This is a genomic window from Nissabacter sp. SGAir0207 (assembly GCF_005491205.1).
Taxonomy (GTDB): domain Bacteria; phylum Pseudomonadota; class Gammaproteobacteria; order Enterobacterales; family Enterobacteriaceae; genus Chimaeribacter.
Window position 1 is genome coordinate 29,968 of sequence record NZ_CP028041.1, and the last position, 22,366, is coordinate 52,333.

Below are 22,366 nucleotides of genomic sequence, written 5' to 3' on the forward strand. Positions count from 1 at the left end.
TATCCCATGCTCAGAAGATGATTAGATATCAAATTATTTTGCTTTTCGATATTCTTGTGACTGTACTTACGGAAACTCCAGCTAGCCTGGCGGTGTCAGCAATGCTATGGCCACTCTTTCTTAATGTCCTCACTAATTGATGTTTATCATCGTTTGCAGGCCGGCCCTTATATTTTCCACTCTCTTTAGCCTTAAGGATGCCTTCTGCCTGGCGTCTCCGTCTGTCCTGGTAATCCTTACGAGCAATCGCTGCCAACATGTCCAGCAACATACTGTTTACTGCCTTCAACATAGCGTCTGTAAAATCATCAGCTGTATGTTCGGATAATGCCATATGGCTTGTAGGTAAATCGAGGCTAATGATCGATAGACGTTTTTCACTGATAAGGGCTTTCAGAAGTTGCCAGTTTTCTTCAGATAGTCGTGAAAGCCGATCTACTTGTTCTATCAAAATGGCATCGCCCTGGTTTGCATCCTCAAGTAAACGTAGTAGCTCGGGACGCTGGAGTGAGGCACCAGATACATTTTCTACATACCATCCGGCAACTCGCTGCCCTTTACTCTCTACGAATTCTTTCATGCGCTTCTGAGCACGATGTGCGTCCTGCTCTTGAGTTGATGCTCGCAGATATCCGAAAATGTACATAATTTAGCCGCCATATCTTTTTTAAGTTATTTCATAAATTTTATATCATTTAAGTTATCTCATATCTAACTTTATACCTTGTTTTTACTATGTTCATTTAGGTATACCCTAATTGCACATGGCTTGTATCCTTACTACTTTAATGGTTTTACTTGATAAGTATTAGCTTGCTAATAGTATTAACCTTTTCATGATTGATTTTGTTTGCCTGTACTAAATCGACCGGTTTCGTACATGTAGTATAGAGCCTGTCCGAAAGTTAGTGTTTTTAATTTCGGACATGCATTATAATAAGTACCCCTATTTCGTACATAAAGTAACTACATGTCACGAGTTTTTGCCTACTGCAGGGTATCAACCCTCGAACAGAACACTGAAAACCAGCGTCGTGAAATCGAAGCGGCCGGCTTTGCCATCAGACCCCAGCGACTGATTGAAGAGTACATAAGTGGTTCAGTCGCGGCTGCTGAACGCCCAGGATTTGTGCGTCTCCTTGATCGAATGGAAAACAGTGACGTTTTAATCGTAACGAAGTTGGATCGCCTCGGACGCAACGCCATGGATATCCGAAAAACCGTTGAGCTGCTTGCTGCGTCAGAAATTCGAGTTCACTGCCTGGCGTTGGGGGGGGTAGACCTAACAAGTCCGGCCGGAAAAATGACCATGCAGGTAATTTCTGCAGTCGCTGAATTTGAACGTGATCTGCTGCTTGAGCGTACGCATGCTGGTATTGCGCGGGCTAAGGCATCCGGAAAACGTTTCGGCCGCCCGCCGGCTCTGGATGACGAACAAAAGAAAGTGGTGTTTCTGCGTCTTAGTGAAGGGAAGAGTATCAGCGCGATTGCCCGCGAATTTGACACCACACGGCAGACCATTCTTAGAGTGAAAGCGATAATGGAAAACGCTGATGCTCGTTCATAAGTTGCTTTTCTGTGTAGGTCCGCTTTATGCCAGAAGCGGACGTTAAAAATTCATAATGGTTCATTAAATGACAGGGAAGAATGTAGAACAAAGCTTACATATGCCCTGTTCTGAGCGCATTCAGCCAGTCGGGACGACTATTGCTGAGCGCAACTAAAGCTGCTGATTCCCAGTCATACTCAACCGCTCTGAACTCTGCTTTCCATAACCCGTTATGTTGCTCCACAATTGCATAGCGGGCATGGGGAGAACCACTTTCCATTACATGCGCAAAGGGGGTGTCATCATCATAAGCCTGCAATCCTACGCTGCCGGGGTTGACAATGAATCTGCCGTCAGACAGCCGCAGTTTTCGGGGGATATGCGTATGGCCGCACAGGATCAACGATTCGCTTCTGCTTTCAATAAGCGCTAAAACGCGCGCCTCCGACGAGGGCTGCACGCCTGAAGCAGTGACCTCTTCAAGAAGATAAATGAGGTCGTCACCCGGTACACCGTGCACCATCAGAATGTCTTCATTAAATGTTAACTGCGCCGGCAGGTTTTTTAGCCACTCCCAATGCGCAGCGTGAAGGCTTTTAAAAGCATGGCTGTCAGATAAGCTCATATCTGACAACTCCTGTTCGAGGAGTTGTCGTTCGTGATTACCTCTTATAGTTGGAATGTTAAGAGACATCAGCCTGTCAGCGGTTTCCGCAGGGAATAGCCCTCCCGAAACAATATCGCCCAAATTCAGAATTTGATCGACCCTCTGAGGTTGAATGTCCGTTAGCACAGCATCCAGCGCCGGAAGATTCCCATGAATATCTGATATCACTGCCAGTTTCATACTGCTTTCCCTTTAAGTTAATCTCACAGATTCATTCACCTGAGCGGCCTGCAAACCGGATAAAGACACTGTCTGCAACCAATCTTTCTCGGAAAATAACGCGGCGTCTGTCCTGATGCATTGCTCAGGCAGCTGAGTAGTTAGCTGAAAGGTTGCCAAGGAAATTCTGCGCTGTCTGGGATGTGGATGCCGGTATCATGGCTGTTCGTCGCTGAGCTGCTTTTCAAACCTGTTTGTCGTTACGCTGTCAGAGCGCCATCATGGCGCTCTTTATTTGAGATAAAGCAGGTGCCGGAGCTACTGTGCTCCGATGAGACTGAGATAAAAAGACAGTGTGAACAGGGAAAGTATGGTCGAAATCAGCACGCATCTTGACGTGGTGACGGCCTCACGACGGTAAAATTCTGCCAGCATAAAAGGACCGGTGCCGGTGGGTAGTGCGGCAAGCAGAACAGCAGTCTGCGTCAGCAGCGGGGACAGATGAAACACGCTGGAAGCAAGCCACCAGGTCAGTAACGGCTGAACCAGCAATTTCAGTACAACCAGCATGGTCACCGTAAAGGTTTCCTTTTCTGCCTTACGTGATGGCTTTCCAGCCAGAAACAGCCCGAGCGCAATTAGAGCACAGGGTGAGGCTGCCCCTCCCAGCAATTTCAGAAAGACATTAACTGAGCCAGGGACGCTCAGGCCCAGCGCCGGGAAGATGACAGCGATAGCAGGTGAAACAAGAAGAGGATTGCGAAGAAGTGATTTTGCCACCCGGGCAAAAATAATACGCTGTCTGACCTCTCCCTGCAGCCCCGTTTCGATAATGATAATGCCTATCCCGAACAGCACAGAGACGGTCAGGATCGTCGCAATAAGCGTAGGCGCGAGCGAACCATGGCCTAAAAATACCGTCACAAGCGGGAAGCCGATAAACCCCGTATTTGCATAACCTGCATTCAGGGCATCTATAGCCGCGTCCGCAAGATGACGGGTACGGCGCAGCTGTATCACGATGGTGAGGAAAAAGACGGCCATCATCCCAATGGAAAACGCCACGATGAACGCGGGCTGCGCCAGGTCGGCCCACTTTGCACTGGCAATTATGTCGAACAACAGCGCAGGTAACGCCAGATAAACGACAAAACGGTTTAGTTCTGTAAGGGCATTTTCTCCCAAGATCTTCAGTTTCCGCGCAAGCCAGCCGGCCAGTATCAGTGCAAATATCGGCAGTACTACATTAAGTGTGGAGAGCATATGAGTGATTCGTTCGTAAAAGCCCTACTTTAGGTTGCACTGCCTATATAATCTAATGCCTTTTAAACGCGTTATTCATACCTTAAAGGCATCGGTTGCAATGACAGATTTACGCCAGCTGCGGTATTTCCTTACGCTCAGCGAAACGCTCAATTACGGCAGGGCAGCGGAGCGATTAAATATCACCCAACCCCCTCTGAGCCGGCAGATTGCCGGGCTTGAGAAGATGCTGGGCGTTAAGCTGTTTAATCGCCATCACCATGGCGTTTCTCTCACAGCGGCGGGTGAAGCCTTTCAACAGGAGGCGAAAACGGTAATGGCTGCCTATGGTCAGGCCTGTCGCAATGCCAGGCTGGCAGAATGTGGTGAAAAAGGCAGTCTGTCGGTGGGCTTCATGATGCATGCTGCTTACTCAACGCTTCCTGACCTGACGCGACGTATGGTTACAGCCTTTCCTGACGTAAAGTTACTCTTGCATGAAGTGACGCCCGGTACGCTCGTGAAAGACGTTCTCGACGGCATATATGATACTGGCGTGGTATTTCATCCCGGTTCGGTTCACGGCCTCGAACACCTGACCATGAGGCATGAGAGACTGTGCCTGGCCGTTAACTCACAGCACCCGCTCGCCAGGAAAAGAGTTATCGGAGCCGCTGACTTTCAGAACGAACCGCTCATTGTCACCCCTCATGCTGCAGCACCAGTGCTCAGGGATATGATTGACTTATTCTTACGTCATCAGGGTATTGAGCCCTATTACCGTTTAGAAACCCAGCTGCAGCAGACGATAGTCAGCCTTGTGGCAGAAGGCCTGGGCATGGCGCTTGTGCCCGAATCGGTAAAAAAACTCAGCTACGCTGGCGTGAAGTATAAAGAAGTAGCCATGAGTCCAGGCATTGAACAGGTTCTGATATGGCGCAAAGGTAACACTAATCCGGCTCTGGCATTATTCGTAAAGCTTGCCCGGCATATTTTTGAAAATGAGATACCGGCAGAAAAAAAATGACAGCTTTAGCATTCCTTTCCCGGTGTTCAGGCGATCTTTCCGCAGTGACCGGAAAGTGCGAAGGCTCACCAAAGTCCCGGATTACGCAATACAGATCACATTTCTGAGCTGTCATCCGGCGTAACAGCGGCCTGACATTGACCCTCCGTGAAGGTGAGTGATAGTTTTGTGGCAAGGCATTAAGCTTGTTACCGTTCGGCGGGCAAAACGTAAATGCAGCAACAGGATTAACCTCCTGGCTGTTTTTATGTTTTGCCCGTTTTTGTTTTCCTGGAGTTGGCGATGCTCATTAGACAAATCCTTAATAACAACGTCGTCAGCGTTACCGACACTAAGGGTACAGAGTTCATCCTGACCGGTAAGGGGCTTGGTTTTAATGCGCAGGCCGGCCAGGACGTGGACATTGCGAAAGTGGAAAAGACGTTCCGGCTTCATGATGACCGGGTGTCGGATCGTTTTAAGGTATTACTTAATGAAATACCGGTAGAGGTTATTCAGCTGACGGATGACATCATTTCTCTGGCAAGGAATGCGCTTGGGGCGAGGCTCAGTGAAAGCCTGTATGTTTCTCTGGCCGACCACCTGTACTACGCGCTTGAGCGCCACAGGGAAGGTCAGGACATTCGCAATCCGCTGGAATGGGAAGTTCGCAACTTTTACCGGAAAGAATATCTGGTCAGCCGACAGGCGCTGGCGCTCATAGCGTCACGTACCGGTCAGCTTTTACCTGACGCCGAGGCCTGCAGCATCGCGCTGCACATCGTGAACGCCTCAATGAATACGCCAGACGGGCAGGTAATGGAGATCACGAAGCTGATTTTTCAAATCCAGAATATCGTCAAGTACTGGTTTGGCATCACGGCCGATGAGCAGAGCATCAATTATCAGCGCTTTGTCACGCACCTGAAGTTTTTTGCCCAGCGCGTGATGAACGGAGAGGTGCTGGATAATGATGATGAGGAGTTATTCTCACAGATGCCTGAAAAGTATGAAAAAACGCTTGGGTGTGTTAAGGCAATAAGCGATTTCATACTGAAAAATTACAGCCACACTATGAGCAGTTCTGAAAAGCTTTATCTGACGGTGCACATCGGTAACGTCGTTAACCGTCACAAACATTCCATTTAGGCTTGTTACTGTTAAATCAGGCAAACCCCAGAGGAAGCAAGGTGCCCGGCCCCGTTGCCCGGCAGTTGTTTACGGGCATTTTTCGCCCTGAATCTGGAGAATCAATCAGTGGATTATCAGCAAACCGCACGCCGCATCATCGATTTTCTTGGTGGTGCTTCTAATATCAACTCCGTCTTTCACTGCATTACGCGGCTGCGTTTCAGCCTTAAAGACAACGACAAAGTAGCACGTGACCAGTTGGCAAACCTTGACGGTGTTATGGGTGTCAATCTGTCAGGCGATCAGTTCCAGGTCATTATCGGTAATAAAGTCACGCAGGTTTTCAAGGCTATACAAGAAGAAATACCCGCGTTGGCTATCTTTGATAGCAAAGAAGAAGATGATGATAAAAAGCAGAAAAAAAGTCGAAATCCTGTTTCACGGGCATTCGAAATTATATCAGGAATCTTTTCTCCCATCATTCCGGCGATTGCCGGCGCAGGGATTCTGAAAGGTGTACTATCACTCTTCGTTACGCTGGGGTGGGTTGCGTCGACCAATCAGACCTATCAGATAATGGTTGCGATCAGCGATGCGGTGTTTTACTTCATGCCTATGGTGCTGGCGTTCAGCGCGGGACTAAAGTTTGGTGCCAATCCTTACCTGTCTGTCGCGCTGGCCGCAACACTCTTTCACCCGGCACTTTCCACGATGTTCAAAGCAGGTGAACCGGTTTTCTTCGCGGGCCTCAGCGTGTCACCGGTGTCCTACGCAAACTCGGTCATACCTATTGTGTTGTCAGTGTGGGTGCTGAGTTACGTTGAGCGTTTTTTTAACCGCATCATCCCTTCATCCGTCAGAACGATGTTTTCCCCTCTTCTCAGCCTGATGGTTGTCGCGCCGCTGATGCTGATTGTGATTGGCCCGGCGGGTATTTCAGTGGGTAATGCGCTGTCGGGCGGGATTATCTGGCTGGTAAATAACATGGGCCCTTTCGCCGGTATTATTGTCGGCGGAACACTTTCACTGATGATCATCACAGGTATGCACTACGTTCTCGTGCCAATCATCATCAATAACATTACGCGCCTCGGCTACGATCCGATAAAACCTATAATGTTTGCCGCGAACTTCGGTCAGGCCGGTGCGGCATTTGGCGTCTTTCTTCGCTCCCGTAGTAAAAAAACCAAATCGCTGGCGTTATCAACTTCATTCAGCGCGTTAATGGGCGTCACCGAGCCCGCTATGTACGGCATTAACATTCGCTTTAAAAAGCCTTTTGCAGCAGCACTGATTGGTGGAGCTGCCGGTGGATGCCTTGCAATGACGATGGGCGCTAAGGCTTATGCTTACGCTCTTGCTGGCTTATCGGGACTCCCGTCACTGGCAGGCGAGGGATTCGTGTGGGCCCTTGCGAGCATGTGTCTGGCATTTGCAGTAGCAGCAGTAGTGACGTTCGTGCTGGGCTTTGAAGAGCAAATAGAACAGAGCGTACCGGCAGATCCTACAGCTTCAGCATCCGCCAGCGGCACAGCCTTTTCACCGACAGCCCCCGTTAAAGCAGGAGTCAGTCCAGTCACGGTTAACGCTTCAGAGCAATTGTTCGCACCATGTTCTGGGCAACTCACGCCGCTGAGCGAATTGAGTGATCCCGTGTTTGCCGATGAGGTTTTCGGTAAGGGCATAGCCATCGTTCCCGTAACAGGGGAACTGGTATCACCGGTTAGCGGGCGAGTAGGCTCAATTTTTGCCACGAATCACGCCATAACGCTCGAAAGTGATTCAGGTGCAGAGATTCTGATCCACATCGGTATTGATACGGTCAAACTGAACGGGCTGCACTTTACCCGTCTGGTTGAAGACGGTGCAGAAGTCACCGTCGGACAACCGCTTATCACTTTTGATCTCAAAGCACTAATCTCAAAAAACATTGATCCCAGCGTGATAGTGATTGTGACGAATACCGAAAATTACGGCGACATTAGCCCGGTATCAGAGGGAAGTGTGGATTCTCGCGACGCATTTTTGAAACTGACAGCGACAGCTGCATAAGGGGAGAAATAATGGCTTTTTCAAAATCATTTCCGGATAATTTTTTGTGGGGCGGAGCTACGGCGGCTAACCAGCTGGAAGGCGCTTTCGATGCAGATGGCAAAGGCTTGTCCGCTTCAGACGTCTTTATCTTTGATGAGAATGCGCCAAAAGAGCGCTGGTTAGATCAATGGGCGGGCATGACTCATGCGCAGGTGGCAGAAGCACAGGATCAGCACAGCAAAAAATACTACCCAAAGCGCCGTGGTAACGACTTTTATCATCGTTATGAAGAAGACATCGCGCTTTTTGCTGAGATGGGATTCAAATGCTTCCGTATGTCGCTGGCATGGACGCGCATTTTTCCGCGCGGTGATGAGACTACGCCAAATGAAGCCGGTCTGGCATTCTATGATCGGGTATTTGATACCCTGCGCCGCCACAATATCGAACCCGTTGTTTCACTTTCGCATTACGAAATGCCGCTGACGCTGGTCACCGAATATGGTGGATGGACCAACCGTAAGGTCATCGATTTTTATCTCTCATTCGCCAATACCGTTTTCCAGCGCTATCGCAGCAAAGTGAAATACTGGATGACGTTTAACGAAATCAACTGCGTTAAACACCACCCTTACGTCAGCGTTGGCGTCATTGAAGAAAATCACCCGAACCTGGAACAGGCTAAGTATCAGGGAGCACATCATCAGTTTATTGCCAGTGCACTTGCGACAAAAGCCTGTCACGAGATTATCCCAGGTTCAAAAGTCGGATGCATGATTAGCTACCAGATCCTTTATCCACATACCTGCCATCCGGATGACCTGCAGGCCTGTGAAGAGGCGCAGCGCGTATCCCTGTTCTTCAGTGACATTCAGGCACGCGGCGCATATCCGGCCTGGAGTGATCGCCTGTTCGCAGCCAAAGGAGTATCGCTAATTAAAGAGCGCGGTGATGATGAGATATTGCGTCTGTACCCGGTTGATTTCGTATCTTTCAGCTATTACATGTCCAGCACCATCAGTGCACATCCAGAAAAATTGGAAGGCGTTCAAGGAAACCTGATAACCGGCGGCATCCGCAACCCGCACCTGCCAGAAAGCGACTGGGGCTGGCAGATCGATCCAAAAGGCCTGCGACTTGCCCTCAACCAGCTTTACGACCGCTACCAAAAGCCGCTGTTCGTAGCAGAAAACGGTCTGGGCGCGGTAGATATTCCGGATGAGAATGGCGTGATTCAGGATGACTACCGTATTGACTATCTGCGGCTGCACATTGAGCAGATGAATGAAGCCATCAGCGATGGGGTTGATCTGTTTGGTTACACCTGGTGGGGACCAATTGATATGGTCAGCGCCAGCACGTCACAAATGTCTAAGCGCTACGGTTTCATTCATGTCGATCAGGATGACATGGGTAACGGAACCCTTAAACGCTCACGTAAGAAAAGTTTTGGCTGGTATAAAAAAGTCATAGCTACGAACGGAAAAGACCTTAGTAGTTAACACTACAAAGCCCTGGCGGGACTGTGCTGTCAGGGCGTCTCATAATTCCGCCCGGATGCCACCCGGCCCTACTGTGCATTATTTCCGGGTACGGTCTTTCACCCGACGGCGATATAATGCTGGATTCATGTCGGCCATCCGGCTGAAGACCCTCCTTAAACTGCCCTCATGCGCGTAACCTGAATCAGCTGCGATCTGCTTAATAGTTTTAGCGGATGTTTCAAGCGCCAGACTAGCCCTTTAACACCTGATTCTGTCGATAAACTGTTTCGGTGACTCACCAAAAAAATATTCGCTATCGTACCTGCTCAGCCGGGAGAAGAGCCACACGTTCATCCTGCTGTTTTGATTACGGCAAAAGGTATTCAATTCTGTACGTTATGAGTTCAACTCACCTCTCATAGCGCACACATGAAAACATGTAAATTTTACATTTGCGCTTCACGCCCTGAGACATTCAGCATTTTCATCAAATGATTGCACTACGTGAATTCTTATGAAAATCCCATGTGATTCCCACAAAGCCTAAAAATTTGGCCAGGTATACCCCAAAGTCACGGCCAAAACTTACCCTTTTTCGCTTGAATGTCATGACCTATATGTCATACTACTACATGTCATAACTTTTAAGTCATGTGTGATTAACAAATGTACATTTTTGCATACTTACGAGCATCGACTCAGGAACAGGATGCTGAACGGGCAAAAAAACGCCTTCAGGAGTTCGCAACGGAACGTGGCCATCGTATCGCTAGTTGGTTCGTAGAAAATGTCTCTGGTGCGTCTCTTCAACGGCCTGAGCTAATGCGGCTTCTTGAAAACGCATCACCAGGTGATGCATTGCTTATCGAACAGGTAGATCGGCTTTCACGCCTTGATGAAGCTGGCTGGCAAAAGTTGAAAGAGCTTATAGGCAATAAAAATTTGTCAATAATTAGCCTTGATCTTCCAACAAGCCATGTAGCGCTCGAAAGTCATAAAAGTGATGATTTCACAGCAGTAATGCTGCGGGCTATCAACGCGATGATGCTCGATATGCTTGCGGCCATTGCTCGTAAGGACTACCAAGACAGGCGGCGCCGACAAATTGAAGGGATTTCTAAGGCTAAACAACAAGGCAAATATAAAGGCAAGCAACCCAACATACAGCTGCATGAGAACGTAATCAAACTGCGGCTTCAAAAAGGAATGAGTATACGAGAGACTGCATCAATTTGTGGTATTTCAGAGCGTCAGGTCATTAGGATAACCAATTATCATCGTGATAAGAAACACTTCTATTTGGATGAGGAGTTATGAGCATGGGTCTTATTATTTTATTTTAGAATCTACTTATCTGCTTAGCTAGCATGCATCTTGGTTTTGTTATCGCAATCGGAATTAATAAGAGCAAAATTGCAAAACGAACTGGTATAGTCTTAGGGCTGATAATTGGCATTAGTATTGTTTATTGGTCGCATAATCAGATGATAGAAGATTGCACTAATATCGAATCGCTTAGCACAGGGCTTATGTGTGCGGGTTATTCTGGTGCGAACAGTTAAAAATTTAGCTTGAAAATGTGGCTATTTACCATAAATAAAAACAGATGCGCTCTTATTACTATGTGCGCAATTGACGCTTGGTTTTAAAGCATTAAATTCAATGGGTTAGCTGCAATTTTGCTTCGTGGTGTTATAACCTGATGTGCTTTTTAATAGGCTCACAGCCAGTTACTGCTTGGCTCAATAGCTTAAAAATCATTTAATACGCTAATGCGGAAATTATTTTCATTAAATAATTACGATATGGAAGCAGGCATATACTTTTCACAGTCTTATAAGTAGATAATTAAACCGACCATATTGCCTGCTATTGTCATATCAAAATATATTACCAAAGCATGAGGCCAATGCCACAATTTTCCATGTAAAGAGATTTGCCTACAATTTCGTTTTTGTAACCAGTTGCCCTTAACTCTTTTTCATTACCACTAAGGGTTACTGTTGCAGATGTGCCACGACATGTTTTGCCGGAAATCTGCATGTTGAATTTTTCGATAATGAATCTTTTATTTTCCTCTATCTTTATAGTTAGAGTTGGTAAGCCCTTCCCTTCTCGGATTGTTATTGTGTTTCCAACAGTTGTGAGATCCCAAACGCTATCGTGATCACATTGCCATTCGTTTTTAACTATTTTCAAAGTTTGTCTGCCTTGGCTATCCCATATTTGAGCATTTAACAAAAAATGGTTGTCTTCTTTCTCTATTGAAATTATATCGTGTCCTAATACACTAACTGGAACATCACATTCCACAAAAGTTGAACCCCCTAAGATGACTGTTGGATGTTCATCACAAAAATACAAAAGATCTTTAACAATACCCTCGGATTTTGCTTTTGGGGTCAACATTTGTTTTTTTACCATATTTTTACTTATTTGACCGCCTGTGACCTTTTGATGACAAGTTGGACATAGGAGAGTTATTCCCTCTACTGTATGAGATCTAGCTTCGACATAAACAGGATCTACATGCTCATATTGTATAATTGGTAAAGCGCAAAATATGCAGCCAAAACCGTCTCTTTGTCTAACTTCCCTTCTAACATCTTCAGGTATATACCTTGGTAAATTGAATTTATTAACTCTAGTGGTTTCTGACATAATCTACCTCATAATTTGATATTTTATATTAGATCAACATAAAAGAAACTCTATAGGTTTCTTATGTATTCCTTAATGAGTCATTAAGGGTTTCTATTGGAAATCCTATGGATTTCCCATTTCATCGGGCATTCATACCATTGTAGGAGGGTATGTACTACAAAATCAAAAGAATCATATTGTGCGGGGGTAAGCTTTCCGCTAGTTAATGGCACTTCTCTCTGGCTCAGCTAAGTTGTGTTTCTGCCCCGTTGGCAGATGTCACTTACCGATTTTCAGGTGCGAATGTTCAAATAGCGCCACGCTGGCCCGATACATTCTTGACTCTGTTATAAGAATAAATCCGTTATCAACCATCCAATCTCGCATTTCCTTCAACTCTTTCTCAAGCGTTAGCAGATCCTCGAATTTAAAGGTACTTACCCTTCCTGCAACACCTGCCGCGGAACTATGAGGAATATTGTCATTCTCTGCTGCATCTTTATATAGTTTGTAAGCATCGCCACTAAATTGAGGCTTACCACGCTCATCCTGGGAAATTTGCATGTCTAGACCATACTCTCGCTGGAGATACAAATTAAGGATATTAAGCGCCGTAAATTCTTCACTAAATTGTGCAGGTGCCATTTCGATAGCCAATACGCGGATCATTCTGTACATGACAGGCAAAGGAAAAATAGGCGCTGGCTTAAGAGTAAACGTCATACATTCTCCTGATATGAAAGGTGTTTACTATTCAGCTAATTGAGTAACCGTTTGGGGTGTAGCCATTACTATACACCGCCATAGAGAGACACTAAAGGACTGCGCCAATAACTCTTGCCACTATTACTAAAGATGTTCTTTGGATTTCCATTGGGAATCTATTGGGAATCCTTTGGGAATTAAAAAGGTTCCCAATAGAAACCTAATGAGAACCTTAAGGGCTTTTTGGCTTTTAAGACAGCAATCGTACTATTTAAAAATCCACTAATTTTAACTAAGCACATTGCTCCCCTTGCCGTTCTTACAAGGCACCGTCCCTTTCTAGCTTTTCGCGCAGCGCTTCTAGAATATAGTTGGAAAAATCTAAGCCAGTCTTATTGTTATCTCTCAATTTTTGATGAGCATCGAAATAGGATGTGGGTATCGCTTTAAGCGTTTTAGTTCTTACTTCACGTTTTGCAGGCGTCGGCTCATCAGTTTTTGAGTGTACAGGATTAACCTGTAATTTCGCCTCGCCAACACCATCTGCTAATGCAGTTTGGTATAAAGAAACTTTATCTTTTTTCACAGCATTCACCTAAATATTCTTTAGTGGTTCCGATGGATTTCTATTGGAAATCTATTGGACTTCCATGGGGTATCCAATGCATTTCCTTTGACTATTCTTCTACTTCTAGTAAGGCTCTGATTTCACCAACTAAGCCTTTAACCTCTCGACCGGCTGGAGACGCTCTCCCATGTTTTATTTCTGTGATCCCCATACCGCTGCGTAAGCTCTCCTGGAAACCATATCGACCAGTACGATAAGGCAGTCTGTTCTCTAGACGCTTCAGGTGCCGGCACTCTGAAAGTAATTCATCCATCTCTGGGAAATGTTTTTTGGTGGGAGGCGTTTTGCACATCAATACATGGGCTTGAATATTAATACCCATTTTAGTCCCGACCTCGTCAAGTAACTGGTCGAATGTCGCCAAGCCAATCAACTCTGTAGGTGAGTCATTTGCAGGCACGATGACCAGGTCAGCGACAGCGACTGCGGTACGCGTCAGATCAGAGTCAAAACCACCACAGTCAATATAGACAAGGCGCCCAGCCTCGTCCTGAGTTCGGATATAGTGAAGCAACGACTTTGTTTCATTGAAGGTTTGTACTTCGCGCTTCTTCTCATCTGGCCGGAAGCGGTTCAGGATGCTGATCCCTTTATGAATGTCTAAATCAATAACATCATCGGCAGCGATCTCGCCCAAAATGTGTACTGAAGATGTTGTCTTACCCGAACCACCTTTCTGATGTGCAATAACTAAAACTGGCATGTTATTCTCCTCTTGGATTCCTAACATGCATCCTACATGGTTCCTATAAATTCACAATGGAAATCTTAGAGAAATCCCTAGGGTTTACTTTAGGTACATATGAATGTGATTATATTTCATTCCATTTCTTTTAGAAGGGGCGTGATTATTGCCCCTATTTGTTATCGGGATATCGAATCCAGATAGCGTTTCACTTCCCTAATTTCATCATCACTGTACTGCGCTGGGATCTCAAAAAAACGGATATCCGCTTTGTTGCAGGCTTCACGTTTGACTGCATCCCGCTTTTCAGCATTGCCTTGGTAATGGCCTGTGCCCTGATACTCCACCACGGCACAGGGGTCGCCCCAGGGATTGATAATGGCAAAATCCACGCGCTTGCTGTTGATGCTCTGATAAGCACTGTCGTCCTTTGAGCTGAGGAGTTCTCCCAAGGAGACCTGAGGAAACACACGGTAGGCTCGGTGATTGTTAGACAGCATCCTTTCCAATTTGCAGAACAGTGCATACTCACTTTTGTTCATAATGCGACGTTTCTGAAAGGCGTTGTTGGTAACGAAATAGAGCTGATCTTCATGGTTAGAGACACTCCTTATCCTTTCGGTAGATACACTCCTTGTCCTTTCGACACTCTTTGTGCTTTCGGCAGGTTGGCGCTGGCCAGACCGAGGAGTTGGTTTAGGTTTCTTTGCCCTGACCAGGATAAAGATAAACGCAGCAACGATCAGAAACAGCCAGTATTTCACTTCCATGATCAATAATCTTCTGAATAAAAGACCTGTCTATCATCCACGTATCTGCCTGTTTTTCAATCATAGCGCTGGGTTTAAAGATGAAACATCCCGCAATTATCGGTAAAATAGGCACTTATCTGAGCAACTGTTAACCAGCTTACGGCATATATCGCAGCCCGCCCAGGGTGTGAGACACTTATGCAATATCACCTACGAGGTTTTTAATGTGTCTCAACAAGAAATTAAGCGTGAAAAGGGGGAGTTAGGCCATTTCGCCTGGTGCCTTCTGGTGGCGTTAAAATTAGCGCAGCAGTCAGGAAAAGTTACTAACAAAACCAGTGAGCACCTGTTTGTTATGGGGTGGCTGGCTAACGCGCAAAAGTACAAATTATTTTCGCGGGCTGTGGCCTCGGATATTCTGTGGCTGCAAAGTGAAGGCAAGAAAAAGGGTGCCAAGGCCAATCTCATTGGCAATGCAGATTATTGGTGGAAAATTCACTCAGGGCAGGTGGCGAATCAGGATGACCTGTTCCGCCTGACCTACTTTATTGAACGGGCACAACAGGCTGGCTGGCAGAGCGAATTGGTCGATGACAAAGACTGGATGGATGAGAGTTACTCTTACCCCAAAAAACAGACGGTTTACATGCGTAAAATGGATCTCATCCATGCCTATGATGACAATATGAAGCGCCTGCAACCCGTCGAGATGCGGTTTACAGGCAACGTAGTGGCTCTTTTACCGGCATTAGCCCAGGCATATCTCCACTATACGCAACCTGTTGAAGTCGGTCACTACATGCAAATTGAGATTGTGGACTGAACCTTGTAGGTCTGACAGGGCACCGGCTGCCATATAGGGCGCCCTGGCTCCCCCTATCAGGGACTATATGGAATAGATTCGGGAACGAGGTAGAGCACCTCTGCCGCTGAATGCCTGAGCCATGAGTAACCACTCACCACCAATGCTACGACTAACATTGTAGCTATCACCACATACTTCCTTAACATCTGACCCCAAAATTAAGCTTAAAATTCATAGAAATAATTAAAGACACCGATCATAACAGGCTAAAACCGCACTTTAAAATCTGACTTTTGGCAGATCTGTCCAGCGGGTAGTGTAGGCAGGTGACAGCATTTCACGTTTCATCTGCCAGCTGGGTTCAATGCCCTGTCCCGCAAACCAGACCCGTCCAAGACCCGTATGGTTGATTTTATCGACCACGTGCATCAGGGCTTCGCTATTTGGCCGAGGAGCATGGGCATCGAACAGGTGCAGCTGAGCCACGCCGCTGGGCGAGAAGTCGTTGAGCATCACGCCGGCTTTGGCATAGTGAAAACCAGGGCGCCACAGACGATCCAGAATACGCTGGGCGGCCGCCACAATATCGCGCGTATCCTGGGTAGCCGTCAGTAATTTTTCGGTGCCGGCATTGCCATATTGCGGCTCATCGGCATAGGGGGAAGTACGGACAAACACGGTAATGTGCCGGCAGAACTGTTTCTCCTCACGCAGCTTCTCTGCGGCGCGCTCGGCATAGCGGCAGATAGCCTGCCGCATGTCATGCTCCTGTGTGATGCGCCGGCCAAAAGAACGCGAACAGACAATTTGCTGCTTGGCAGGGGCATTGTCTTCCAGGGCAATACAGGATTCGCCACGCAGCTCCCGCACGGTACGCTCCATGACGACACCGAAATGCCGGCGAGCAAATCCTGTATCCAGGTTGGCTAATTGCAGGGCCGAGTGAACCCCCATGCTTTTTAGCGTCCTGGAGAGCCTGCGGCCTATTCCCCAGACATCTTCCACATCAAGCAGGGACAAAAGCTTGCGGATGCGCAATGGATCAGTCAGTGCCACAACACCTCGCGTCGCCGGCCAAGTCTTAGCAGCATGGTTGCAGGCTTTAGCAAGGGTTTTGCTGGGTGCGCAGCCCACGCCCACGGTCAGGCCGGTATGGGCATACACCTGCTCGCGTACCAGGCGGCCAAATGCCTCATAGGGGAGGCTGGCCTCTATCCCCGTGACATCCATCCAGGCTTCATCGATTGAATACACCTCCACTTTCGGCGCCAGCGACTCCAACACTGACATGACGCGTGCGCTTAAGTCCGCATACAGTGCGTAATTGCTTGAAAAAACCACTACGTTGTGTTGCCTGATCAAATGCTTGATCTGGAAAAGTGGGGTGCCCATTTTGATGCCGGGGATGCACCTGGCGGCCGCATTTCTGGCAATAATGCAGCCATCATTATTACTTGCGGTCACGACGGGACGCCCTTTCAGATCGGGCCGGAATACGGTCTCACAGCTGGCATAAAACGCATTGACGTCTGCGAGCGCAAACATGGTCATCGTCCCACACTGTGGATGATATGCATCACCTTGCCGAAAATCTCCAGTGTGTCCGGGTCAACATACAAGGGAGGGAAGGCCGGGTTCATGGGGAACAGCCCAAGGCGGGGACGTAGCATCAGCCGCTTGACGGTAAACTCACCGTCTACGGCCGCAATCACAATATCACCGTGGCCGGGTTTTTCAGAGCGATCAACAATCAGCAAATCTCCACTGGAAATGCCTCCCTGTGACATGGAGTCGCCCTCTGCACGGACAAAGTATGTTGCACTGGGATGGCGGATGCAGTACTCATTCAGATCCAGGGTGCGCTCCACGTAATCAGCCGCGGGCGACGGGAAACCTGCCTGGCAACGCTCCAAAAACAACGGGATAGCAAGAGCAGGCATTTCTTCGCCTGGCTGATAAAACGGGCTGCTGATTGTCATATTGAACCTCCTCTATTAACTGTATATTTATCCAGTATATGAGAAAGTTACTGATTGAAAAGACACAGGGCCGCTGAGTGCGGTTAAAATCACCGTATTCTCCACTTTCGGAGCACGACAATGAGTTTTAATTTGGCGGCAAAGCCTGATGCTGAACGAGAAAAGGTCAATGTGGATCTGGCGGCCAGTGGGGTTGCCTATAAAGAGCGGTACAACATGCCGGTGGTGCCAGAGCTGGTCGAACGTGAACAGCCTGAACATCTGCGGGCCTACTTTCGCGAGCGTGTGCAACATTACCGCCAGATCTCGGGACAATTTGAAACCCTGCCCTATGAGCCGCCAGCGCCTAAACGCTTTTAGAGCAGAGCAGCCCAGGGTAACTCCTGCTTTACAGCATGCCCCTCATCGCCGCGTTACTTTTCGCAGGCGTAGACTAGATGACCAATGACCATCCAAAATCCTGAAGGACAGAGGCCATTGGCGCTGGTATAGCACCGTTATGCGTGGCTGGCACCGCCGCACGCTTGATGATGCCATGACCTTGATGCACGCAGCATGTCAGCCATGAAAAGGGCCACCGAAAGGTGGTTTTTTTTCGCCTTCGTAAACTAATGACAAATTCATGTTGTCATGTATTGACAAAGGGGGCGTGCAAAATCTATCCTGTTTATGAGGCGGCAAGATGCTGGTCTATTAGGCAGCTTAGAAAGTGCTCCTCAGAAATTTACCCTTATTTTCAGTGATACAGGAGAAGGTTATGCACGCGTGGATCATCACCAAAGATGTGAAAAAAGGCATTCCCATGAACACCCTGGGGCCACAAAAAACCTGCTGTAAGCTCGAGGACGTTGCAAGCTTAGGTATCCCTTTCCGCTTGCTGGATGAAGGCTTCTGTACCTGCTACGAGGGGGTGTTTCTGGGGCAATACACTGACCGGGCTGCTCCGCTGCTGGAATTTCCAGTGCAGGCCGAAAAAGTGGTTCAAATCCAATATCGGCAGGAGTCTGGCGAATGGATGTAAAAAAACTGACGAATAGTGCCAGGCAATACCTGCATTTTGTGCCGTGGGTGATGCTGGTATGCACAGAGAATGCAGAGGCAAAATCCGCTGAACAGGGCATTGCCCTGTATTACCTGGGGCCTTTGCTATGGCTGATAGCCATCTTTCTGCTGATCTCTCTGATTGTCACCTTCTTACTCTGGATGAAGGAGGAGGTTCGAAAGGAACGGGAGGAATGTGCTCGACGGGCTATGCAAACCAAGGCGCATAAGCGGCATCTGAGGCGTCATGGGCATGACACTGGCAAAAGCAATTCAGCAACATAAAGGGCAGCCTGTGAGTTCGACCGCCCTGTTTAGAAGCTTGGAAGGCTATGTGATTACCGTATACTGAGCAAAATCGTTGAGCCGGATACACATAGCGAGGAAGCATGACAAACCAAGAGAAAACGATCACGCAAGAGGAGTGGGACAAGCTGTCGCCAGCACTGTACAAGCTGAGTCGCCAGACCGCAGATATTGTCAGGGCCGTATTGGTAGAAGGGCGTCAGGGCATTGATGTAGCAAAGGAGCACAACGTATCACGCCAGGCAGTTTATGCGGCGGTAGCCCGTGTCAGAAAGATTATGGAAGCAAAAGACCTTTCTGTTTTGGAGCCTGTATTGGTGTGGTTACCACCAGACAAGGCTAAAGAAGTCAGAGCCATGGCTAAGCAGTACGAGAAGAAGTGATTAGTTGGTCTTGTTACAAGAAAAGTAAAAATATTTGCCAGATTGAAACGTATTCCAACCTCTCTTAAGCACAAGATTTACCTCCTGGCCCCCTTCGGCTCCTGACCGGCAGGCCGGTCAGTCGTCAAGCCCCACTGCGCTAACCGGCAAGCCGGTAAGCTCCGCCGAACCCCTGCGGGTTTCGGGCCTGCCGGCTAGGGTCTGATGGCAACCCCCAGGTCAACCCCGTGCAGCTGGCTTGCGCCAGCGCGTTCACTGGCCATGCAGGCATGGCCGCTAAGGCCCGGCCCGGCGTTGCCGTTCCGGGGTGTCTGCACGTTGTGTGTCCGGTGGACTCCGTCTCACTGTGGCCCCTCGCCCCGCTGAAATCTGCCCCAACCGCGGCCCGCGTCAACCGTCCCGTCTGCACCCGTTCGCACTCGCGTTGCTCGCTTGCGCTGCGGCTTTGCCGTGCCCGTTGACCCGTGCCTTATCCGGCCGGGGCTGTTTTCGCGGTTGCGGCGAGGTTCCAAGTGAGACATCCATCCACCTACAGGAGAACACCAACATGCAGACACACAACGTCAACGTCAACACCGCGACGAAGGAATCCAGTGAGACGGGGTTAACCCCCACGGGCTTTCCCATGCAGCGTATGCAGGACATCTACTACGTGATCCCCACTGGGGAGATGAGTGTGGAGCACTTTCTGGCGCTCTATACCACCGTGGTGAAAAACGGTCAGGACACGCAATCCATCGAGGCGCTGGACGTGCCGGGGTGTCAGCGTCTGACGCTCATGAGCGATCACTGCCCGGACACGTACCAGCTGATGCTGAAAGAGGGTCGCCCCATCGCTGCCTGCGATGAGCTGGCCATGACAACCTGGCGCATCGGCTGAGGACACCATCATGAAAACCTACCATCTGACATCGTTGTTTGATCGCCTGTGCCACCAGCTTCACCAGCCTGGCCTGGCGCCAGAGCAGGGCGAGGCCCTGTATCGCAAAATCCTGCGGTGGCAGGAGATCCGCGCCTGCTATCAGGAGGACGTGGGAACCGACAGGCTCAACCCCCAGGCGCGCCTGATGAAGTACCTGCTGATCGCCCGGAGCTGTGAGAACCGGCTGGAGTGGTGCCGGCTGGATGATGCCGTCATTGAGGCGCTGGTTGAGATCAACGAGAACACTTACTACGTCGTGCGGTTCCATTGGGGCAGTGGGGGCGTGACGGCCTGCCGGTATTGTTTCAACGGCACGGGCTTTGTGTGCGGCAAACGGATAGAGGGACTGGCAACGGTGCTACGCCGCGTGAAATGGGAGGTGCGGCCATGCTGAGCACAATTCCTCTGGCTTCACACGAGGACATCGCGGAAATAGGCCAGACCCTGACGCTTCTGGCAGGGCAACCCACCAGCAATGCCCAACGCCGGGCACTGGCTGCACAGGCACTGCGGGCATTTGTGCACGCTGCGGACACACATGATGAGCCGGTTGAGAGCAACATCCAGGATCTGATGATTGACCTGCTGCATTTGGTAAACCACCTGGGCCTGCGTCTGGATGACCCCACCCGCGCTGAACGGCTGCTGAGCGCGTCAGGGCTGCTTTTTGAGCTGGAAGTCAACGATGAGGAGAAAAAACATGGATAAAGCGACGTTTAAGCAGAGCCTGGTACTGATCACGCTCGATAACGATGAACAGGGGTTGTTCCTGAACGGGACATTCATCACCTGCACAGAAGAAATGCAACTGCCTGATCTTGGTATGGTGGCCGAGCAGATAAGCAAAGCCCTCACCAAGCCATGTGTGAACCTTCACGCCCCGCGGCCAGACAATGAGGAGTGGGGCTGGCACGATGTGGAGGACATGTTGACCAGCGGCCGGGCAGTGGTCACCATTATCGTCGCCCGGCAACGAGACAGGCTGGCCATCCATTTCTGTTCACACCGCCGGCTATGCGGGGCGGACAATGACCTGTGGTTCCCGTTGAGTGAGGCGCAGCCGTTATTTGAGCAGGTCGAACACATCCTGTGCCTGCATGGGGTGGCACATAACGTGATACGGGTGGAGCCGCTGGGACAGGGGGAGGAAAATACGGATTACAGGGTGGTGTATAACCTGCGGTAAGAGAAAACCGGCAAGCAGGCTTGCCGGTGCTCCCGCCCCTGCACTGTGCGACGAGTCGGGGCAACAGAGACACACACTGACCGGAGTCAACGATGCCCCGTTATCATGCCACCCGTGGCGTGGCAGGTAAAGGGGCCATGTGTCCGGGGAGGGCCTCCTGGTCGATAAAGCATAGGGGGTGATACCTGAGGGCAGATTGACCCACCAGCCGCCAGGGGCGGCCAGCCGTGCCTGCGGCACGACTGCGCTAGCGGCATGCGTCTGGGGCCACGGTGATGACGCCCATTGGGCCTATCCTGCCCGTCTGAGCCTATCTGCCGGCCTCGCCTTTCGTCGCCATGACCTGGGCAGTTTACCGCCCCATACGTCCCGGCCGCCGGGGGCGGTCAGCCGCGCCTGCGGCACGACTGCGCTAGCGGCACGCGTCTGCGGCCACGGTGATGACGCTTATTGGGCCTATCCTGCCCGTCTGAGCCTATCTGCCTGCCTCGCCTTTCGTCGCCATGACCTGGGCAATTTACCGCTCCATGCGTCCCGTCCGCCGGGGGCGGTCAGCCGCGCCTGCGGCACGACTGCGCTAGCGGCACGCGTCTGCGGCCACGGTGATGACGCCCATTGGGCATACCCTGCCCGTCTGAGCCTATCTGCCTGCATCGCCTTTCGTGCCCATGACCTGGCCTGCTTACCGCCCCATACGCCCGTTGCAGGGCCTGTGTTGCCCACCGTGGCGGGATGCTGTCATTGGGTCTGGCTGGGCAGGGGGTGCTCCTCGGCGGCTGTTGGGGTGACCATCTCAGGTCAACGGCCCACCCCCAAAAGGCATGGCCCCCTTCGGCGCCTGACCGGCAGGCCGGCCAGTCGTCAGCCCCACTGCGCTAACCGGCTGTGCCGGTAAGCTCCGCCGAACCCCTGCGGGTTTCGGGCCTGCCGGCTAGGGTCTGATGGCAAACGGCAAGGCTCAACCCCGTGCAGCTGGCTTGCGCCAGCGCGTTCACTGGCCATGCAGGCATGGCCGCTGATGACCGGAACGGCGTTGCCGTTCCGGGGTGCCTGCATGTT

26 protein-coding genes are annotated in these 22,366 nt (G+C 49.7%); 15 read left to right on the forward strand and 11 right to left on the reverse strand.

The window, feature by feature from the left end:
• Positions 1 to 28: 28 nt before the first annotated feature.
• A complete protein-coding gene (locus C1N62_RS22620) occupies positions 29 to 646 on the reverse strand; it encodes a recombinase family protein (RefSeq protein WP_137765975.1) in 618 nt (205 codons plus the stop codon).
• 324 nt (positions 647 to 970) lie between these two features.
• Here C1N62_RS22620 and C1N62_RS22625 point away from each other — a divergent pair, with 324 nt between their 5' ends.
• Positions 971 to 1,567, forward strand: a complete 597-nt coding sequence (locus C1N62_RS22625) for a recombinase family protein (protein ID WP_137765976.1) — start codon at positions 971 to 973, stop codon at positions 1,565 to 1,567.
• A gap of 94 nt (positions 1,568 to 1,661) precedes the next feature.
• Here the strand turns inward: C1N62_RS22625 and C1N62_RS22630 are convergent, their stop codons facing one another.
• Together C1N62_RS22630 and C1N62_RS22635 are read right to left on the reverse strand one after the other, a co-directional pair.
• Positions 1,662 to 2,396 carry a metallophosphoesterase gene (locus tag C1N62_RS22630; protein ID WP_137765977.1) on the reverse strand — a complete coding sequence of 245 codons (735 nt, stop codon included), beginning with the start codon at positions 2,394 to 2,396 and terminating at the stop codon, positions 1,662 to 1,664.
• Between the two features lie 297 nt (positions 2,397 to 2,693).
• The gene (locus C1N62_RS22635) at positions 2,694 to 3,638 is read right to left on the reverse strand and encodes an AEC family transporter (RefSeq protein WP_137765978.1); all 945 of its coding nucleotides are present in this window, start codon (positions 3,636 to 3,638) and stop codon (positions 2,694 to 2,696) included.
• Positions 3,639 to 3,738: 100 nt separating this feature from the next.
• Between C1N62_RS22635 and C1N62_RS22640 the strand changes: the two genes are divergently transcribed.
• From C1N62_RS22640 to C1N62_RS22655, 4 genes are all read left to right on the forward strand, one after another.
• The gene (locus C1N62_RS22640) at positions 3,739 to 4,644 is read left to right on the forward strand and encodes a LysR family transcriptional regulator (RefSeq protein WP_137765979.1); all 906 of its coding nucleotides are present in this window, start codon (positions 3,739 to 3,741) and stop codon (positions 4,642 to 4,644) included.
• A gap of 282 nt (positions 4,645 to 4,926) precedes the next feature.
• Positions 4,927 to 5,772 (forward strand): BglG family transcription antiterminator LicT, encoded by an 846-nt coding sequence (gene licT / locus C1N62_RS22645; RefSeq protein ID WP_137765980.1) that lies wholly within the window; start codon positions 4,927 to 4,929, stop codon positions 5,770 to 5,772.
• A gap of 108 nt (positions 5,773 to 5,880) precedes the next feature.
• Positions 5,881 to 7,806, forward strand: coding sequence for a beta-glucoside-specific PTS transporter subunit IIABC (locus C1N62_RS22650; protein ID WP_137765981.1), 1,926 nt, complete (start codon positions 5,881 to 5,883; stop codon positions 7,804 to 7,806).
• Between the two features lie 11 nt (positions 7,807 to 7,817).
• Complete coding sequence (locus tag C1N62_RS22655; RefSeq protein WP_137765982.1) at positions 7,818 to 9,290, forward strand: glycoside hydrolase family 1 protein; 1,473 nt, start codon at positions 7,818 to 7,820, stop codon at positions 9,288 to 9,290.
• Positions 9,291 to 9,368: 78 nt separating this feature from the next.
• Here the strand turns inward: C1N62_RS22655 and C1N62_RS23695 are convergent, their stop codons facing one another.
• Complete coding sequence (locus tag C1N62_RS23695) at positions 9,369 to 9,521, reverse strand: helix-turn-helix domain-containing protein (RefSeq protein ID WP_137766022.1); 153 nt, start codon at positions 9,519 to 9,521, stop codon at positions 9,369 to 9,371.
• A gap of 417 nt (positions 9,522 to 9,938) precedes the next feature.
• Between C1N62_RS23695 and C1N62_RS22665 the strand changes: the two genes are divergently transcribed.
• A complete protein-coding gene (locus tag C1N62_RS22665; protein ID WP_137765983.1) occupies positions 9,939 to 10,589 on the forward strand; it encodes a recombinase family protein in 651 nt (216 codons plus the stop codon).
• A gap of 573 nt (positions 10,590 to 11,162) precedes the next feature.
• Here the strand turns inward: C1N62_RS22665 and C1N62_RS22670 are convergent.
• From C1N62_RS22670 to C1N62_RS22690, 5 genes are all read right to left on the reverse strand, one after another.
• On the reverse strand, positions 11,163 to 11,933 hold the full coding sequence (locus C1N62_RS22670) for an HNH endonuclease (protein WP_137765984.1): 771 nt from the start codon (positions 11,931 to 11,933) through the stop codon (positions 11,163 to 11,165).
• Positions 11,934 to 12,194: 261 nt separating this feature from the next.
• The gene (locus C1N62_RS22675) at positions 12,195 to 12,638 is read right to left on the reverse strand and encodes a hypothetical protein (RefSeq protein WP_137765985.1); all 444 of its coding nucleotides are present in this window, start codon (positions 12,636 to 12,638) and stop codon (positions 12,195 to 12,197) included.
• A 301-nt stretch (positions 12,639 to 12,939) separates the two neighbouring features.
• Entirely contained in the window at positions 12,940 to 13,206 is a 267-nt protein-coding gene (locus C1N62_RS22680) for a chaperonin (RefSeq protein ID WP_137765986.1), read from the reverse strand.
• A gap of 91 nt (positions 13,207 to 13,297) precedes the next feature.
• The gene (locus tag C1N62_RS22685) at positions 13,298 to 13,951 is read right to left on the reverse strand and encodes a ParA family protein (protein WP_137765987.1); all 654 of its coding nucleotides are present in this window, start codon (positions 13,949 to 13,951) and stop codon (positions 13,298 to 13,300) included.
• Between the two features lie 161 nt (positions 13,952 to 14,112).
• Entirely contained in the window at positions 14,113 to 14,703 is a 591-nt protein-coding gene (locus tag C1N62_RS22690; protein ID WP_137765988.1) for a DUF2726 domain-containing protein, read from the reverse strand.
• Positions 14,704 to 14,911: 208 nt separating this feature from the next.
• Here C1N62_RS22690 and C1N62_RS22695 point away from each other — a divergent pair, with 208 nt between their 5' ends.
• Positions 14,912 to 15,508 (forward strand): DUF2913 family protein, encoded by a 597-nt coding sequence (locus C1N62_RS22695; RefSeq protein WP_168195943.1) that lies wholly within the window; start codon positions 14,912 to 14,914, stop codon positions 15,506 to 15,508.
• 261 nt (positions 15,509 to 15,769) lie between these two features.
• Here C1N62_RS22695 and umuC read toward each other — a convergent pair whose 3' ends face one another.
• Together umuC and umuD are read right to left on the reverse strand one after the other, a co-directional pair.
• Positions 15,770 to 17,035 (reverse strand): translesion error-prone DNA polymerase V subunit UmuC, encoded by a 1,266-nt coding sequence (umuC, locus tag C1N62_RS22700; RefSeq protein WP_137765990.1) that lies wholly within the window; start codon positions 17,033 to 17,035, stop codon positions 15,770 to 15,772.
• A 2-nt stretch (positions 17,036 to 17,037) separates the two neighbouring features.
• Positions 17,038 to 17,469, reverse strand: a complete 432-nt coding sequence (gene umuD, locus C1N62_RS22705) for a translesion error-prone DNA polymerase V autoproteolytic subunit (protein WP_137765991.1) — start codon at positions 17,467 to 17,469, stop codon at positions 17,038 to 17,040.
• Positions 17,470 to 17,589: 120 nt separating this feature from the next.
• Here umuD and C1N62_RS22710 point away from each other — a divergent pair, with 120 nt between their 5' ends.
• The 8 genes from C1N62_RS22710 (at position 17,590) to C1N62_RS22745 (ending at position 21,307) form a co-directional block, all read left to right on the forward strand.
• Positions 17,590 to 17,829, forward strand: a complete 240-nt coding sequence (locus C1N62_RS22710; protein ID WP_137765992.1) for a DNA polymerase III subunit theta — start codon at positions 17,590 to 17,592, stop codon at positions 17,827 to 17,829.
• A gap of 397 nt (positions 17,830 to 18,226) precedes the next feature.
• Complete coding sequence (locus C1N62_RS22715; RefSeq protein ID WP_137765993.1) at positions 18,227 to 18,490, forward strand: hypothetical protein; 264 nt, start codon at positions 18,227 to 18,229, stop codon at positions 18,488 to 18,490.
• Positions 18,481 to 18,795, forward strand: coding sequence for a hypothetical protein (locus C1N62_RS22720; RefSeq protein ID WP_137765994.1), 315 nt, complete (start codon positions 18,481 to 18,483; stop codon positions 18,793 to 18,795). Before C1N62_RS22715 ends, C1N62_RS22720 begins: the two co-directional genes overlap by 10 nt.
• Before the next feature lie 104 nt (positions 18,796 to 18,899).
• Entirely contained in the window at positions 18,900 to 19,199 is a 300-nt protein-coding gene (locus C1N62_RS22725) for a TrfB-related DNA-binding protein (RefSeq protein WP_137765995.1), read from the forward strand.
• Between the two features lie 625 nt (positions 19,200 to 19,824).
• Complete coding sequence (locus C1N62_RS22730) at positions 19,825 to 20,079, forward strand: hypothetical protein (RefSeq protein WP_206057809.1); 255 nt, start codon at positions 19,825 to 19,827, stop codon at positions 20,077 to 20,079.
• Positions 20,080 to 20,089: 10 nt separating this feature from the next.
• On the forward strand, positions 20,090 to 20,515 hold the full coding sequence (locus C1N62_RS22735; protein ID WP_137765997.1) for a hypothetical protein: 426 nt from the start codon (positions 20,090 to 20,092) through the stop codon (positions 20,513 to 20,515).
• On the forward strand, positions 20,509 to 20,829 hold the full coding sequence (locus C1N62_RS22740; RefSeq protein WP_137765998.1) for a hypothetical protein: 321 nt from the start codon (positions 20,509 to 20,511) through the stop codon (positions 20,827 to 20,829). The genes C1N62_RS22735 and C1N62_RS22740 overlap by 7 nt, the downstream gene beginning before the upstream one ends.
• Positions 20,822 to 21,307: a hypothetical protein gene (locus tag C1N62_RS22745; RefSeq protein WP_137765999.1), complete on the forward strand. Its 486-nt coding sequence runs from the start codon at positions 20,822 to 20,824 to the stop codon at positions 21,305 to 21,307. Before C1N62_RS22740 ends, C1N62_RS22745 begins: the two co-directional genes overlap by 8 nt.
• Positions 21,308 to 22,366 lie beyond the last annotated feature (1,059 nt).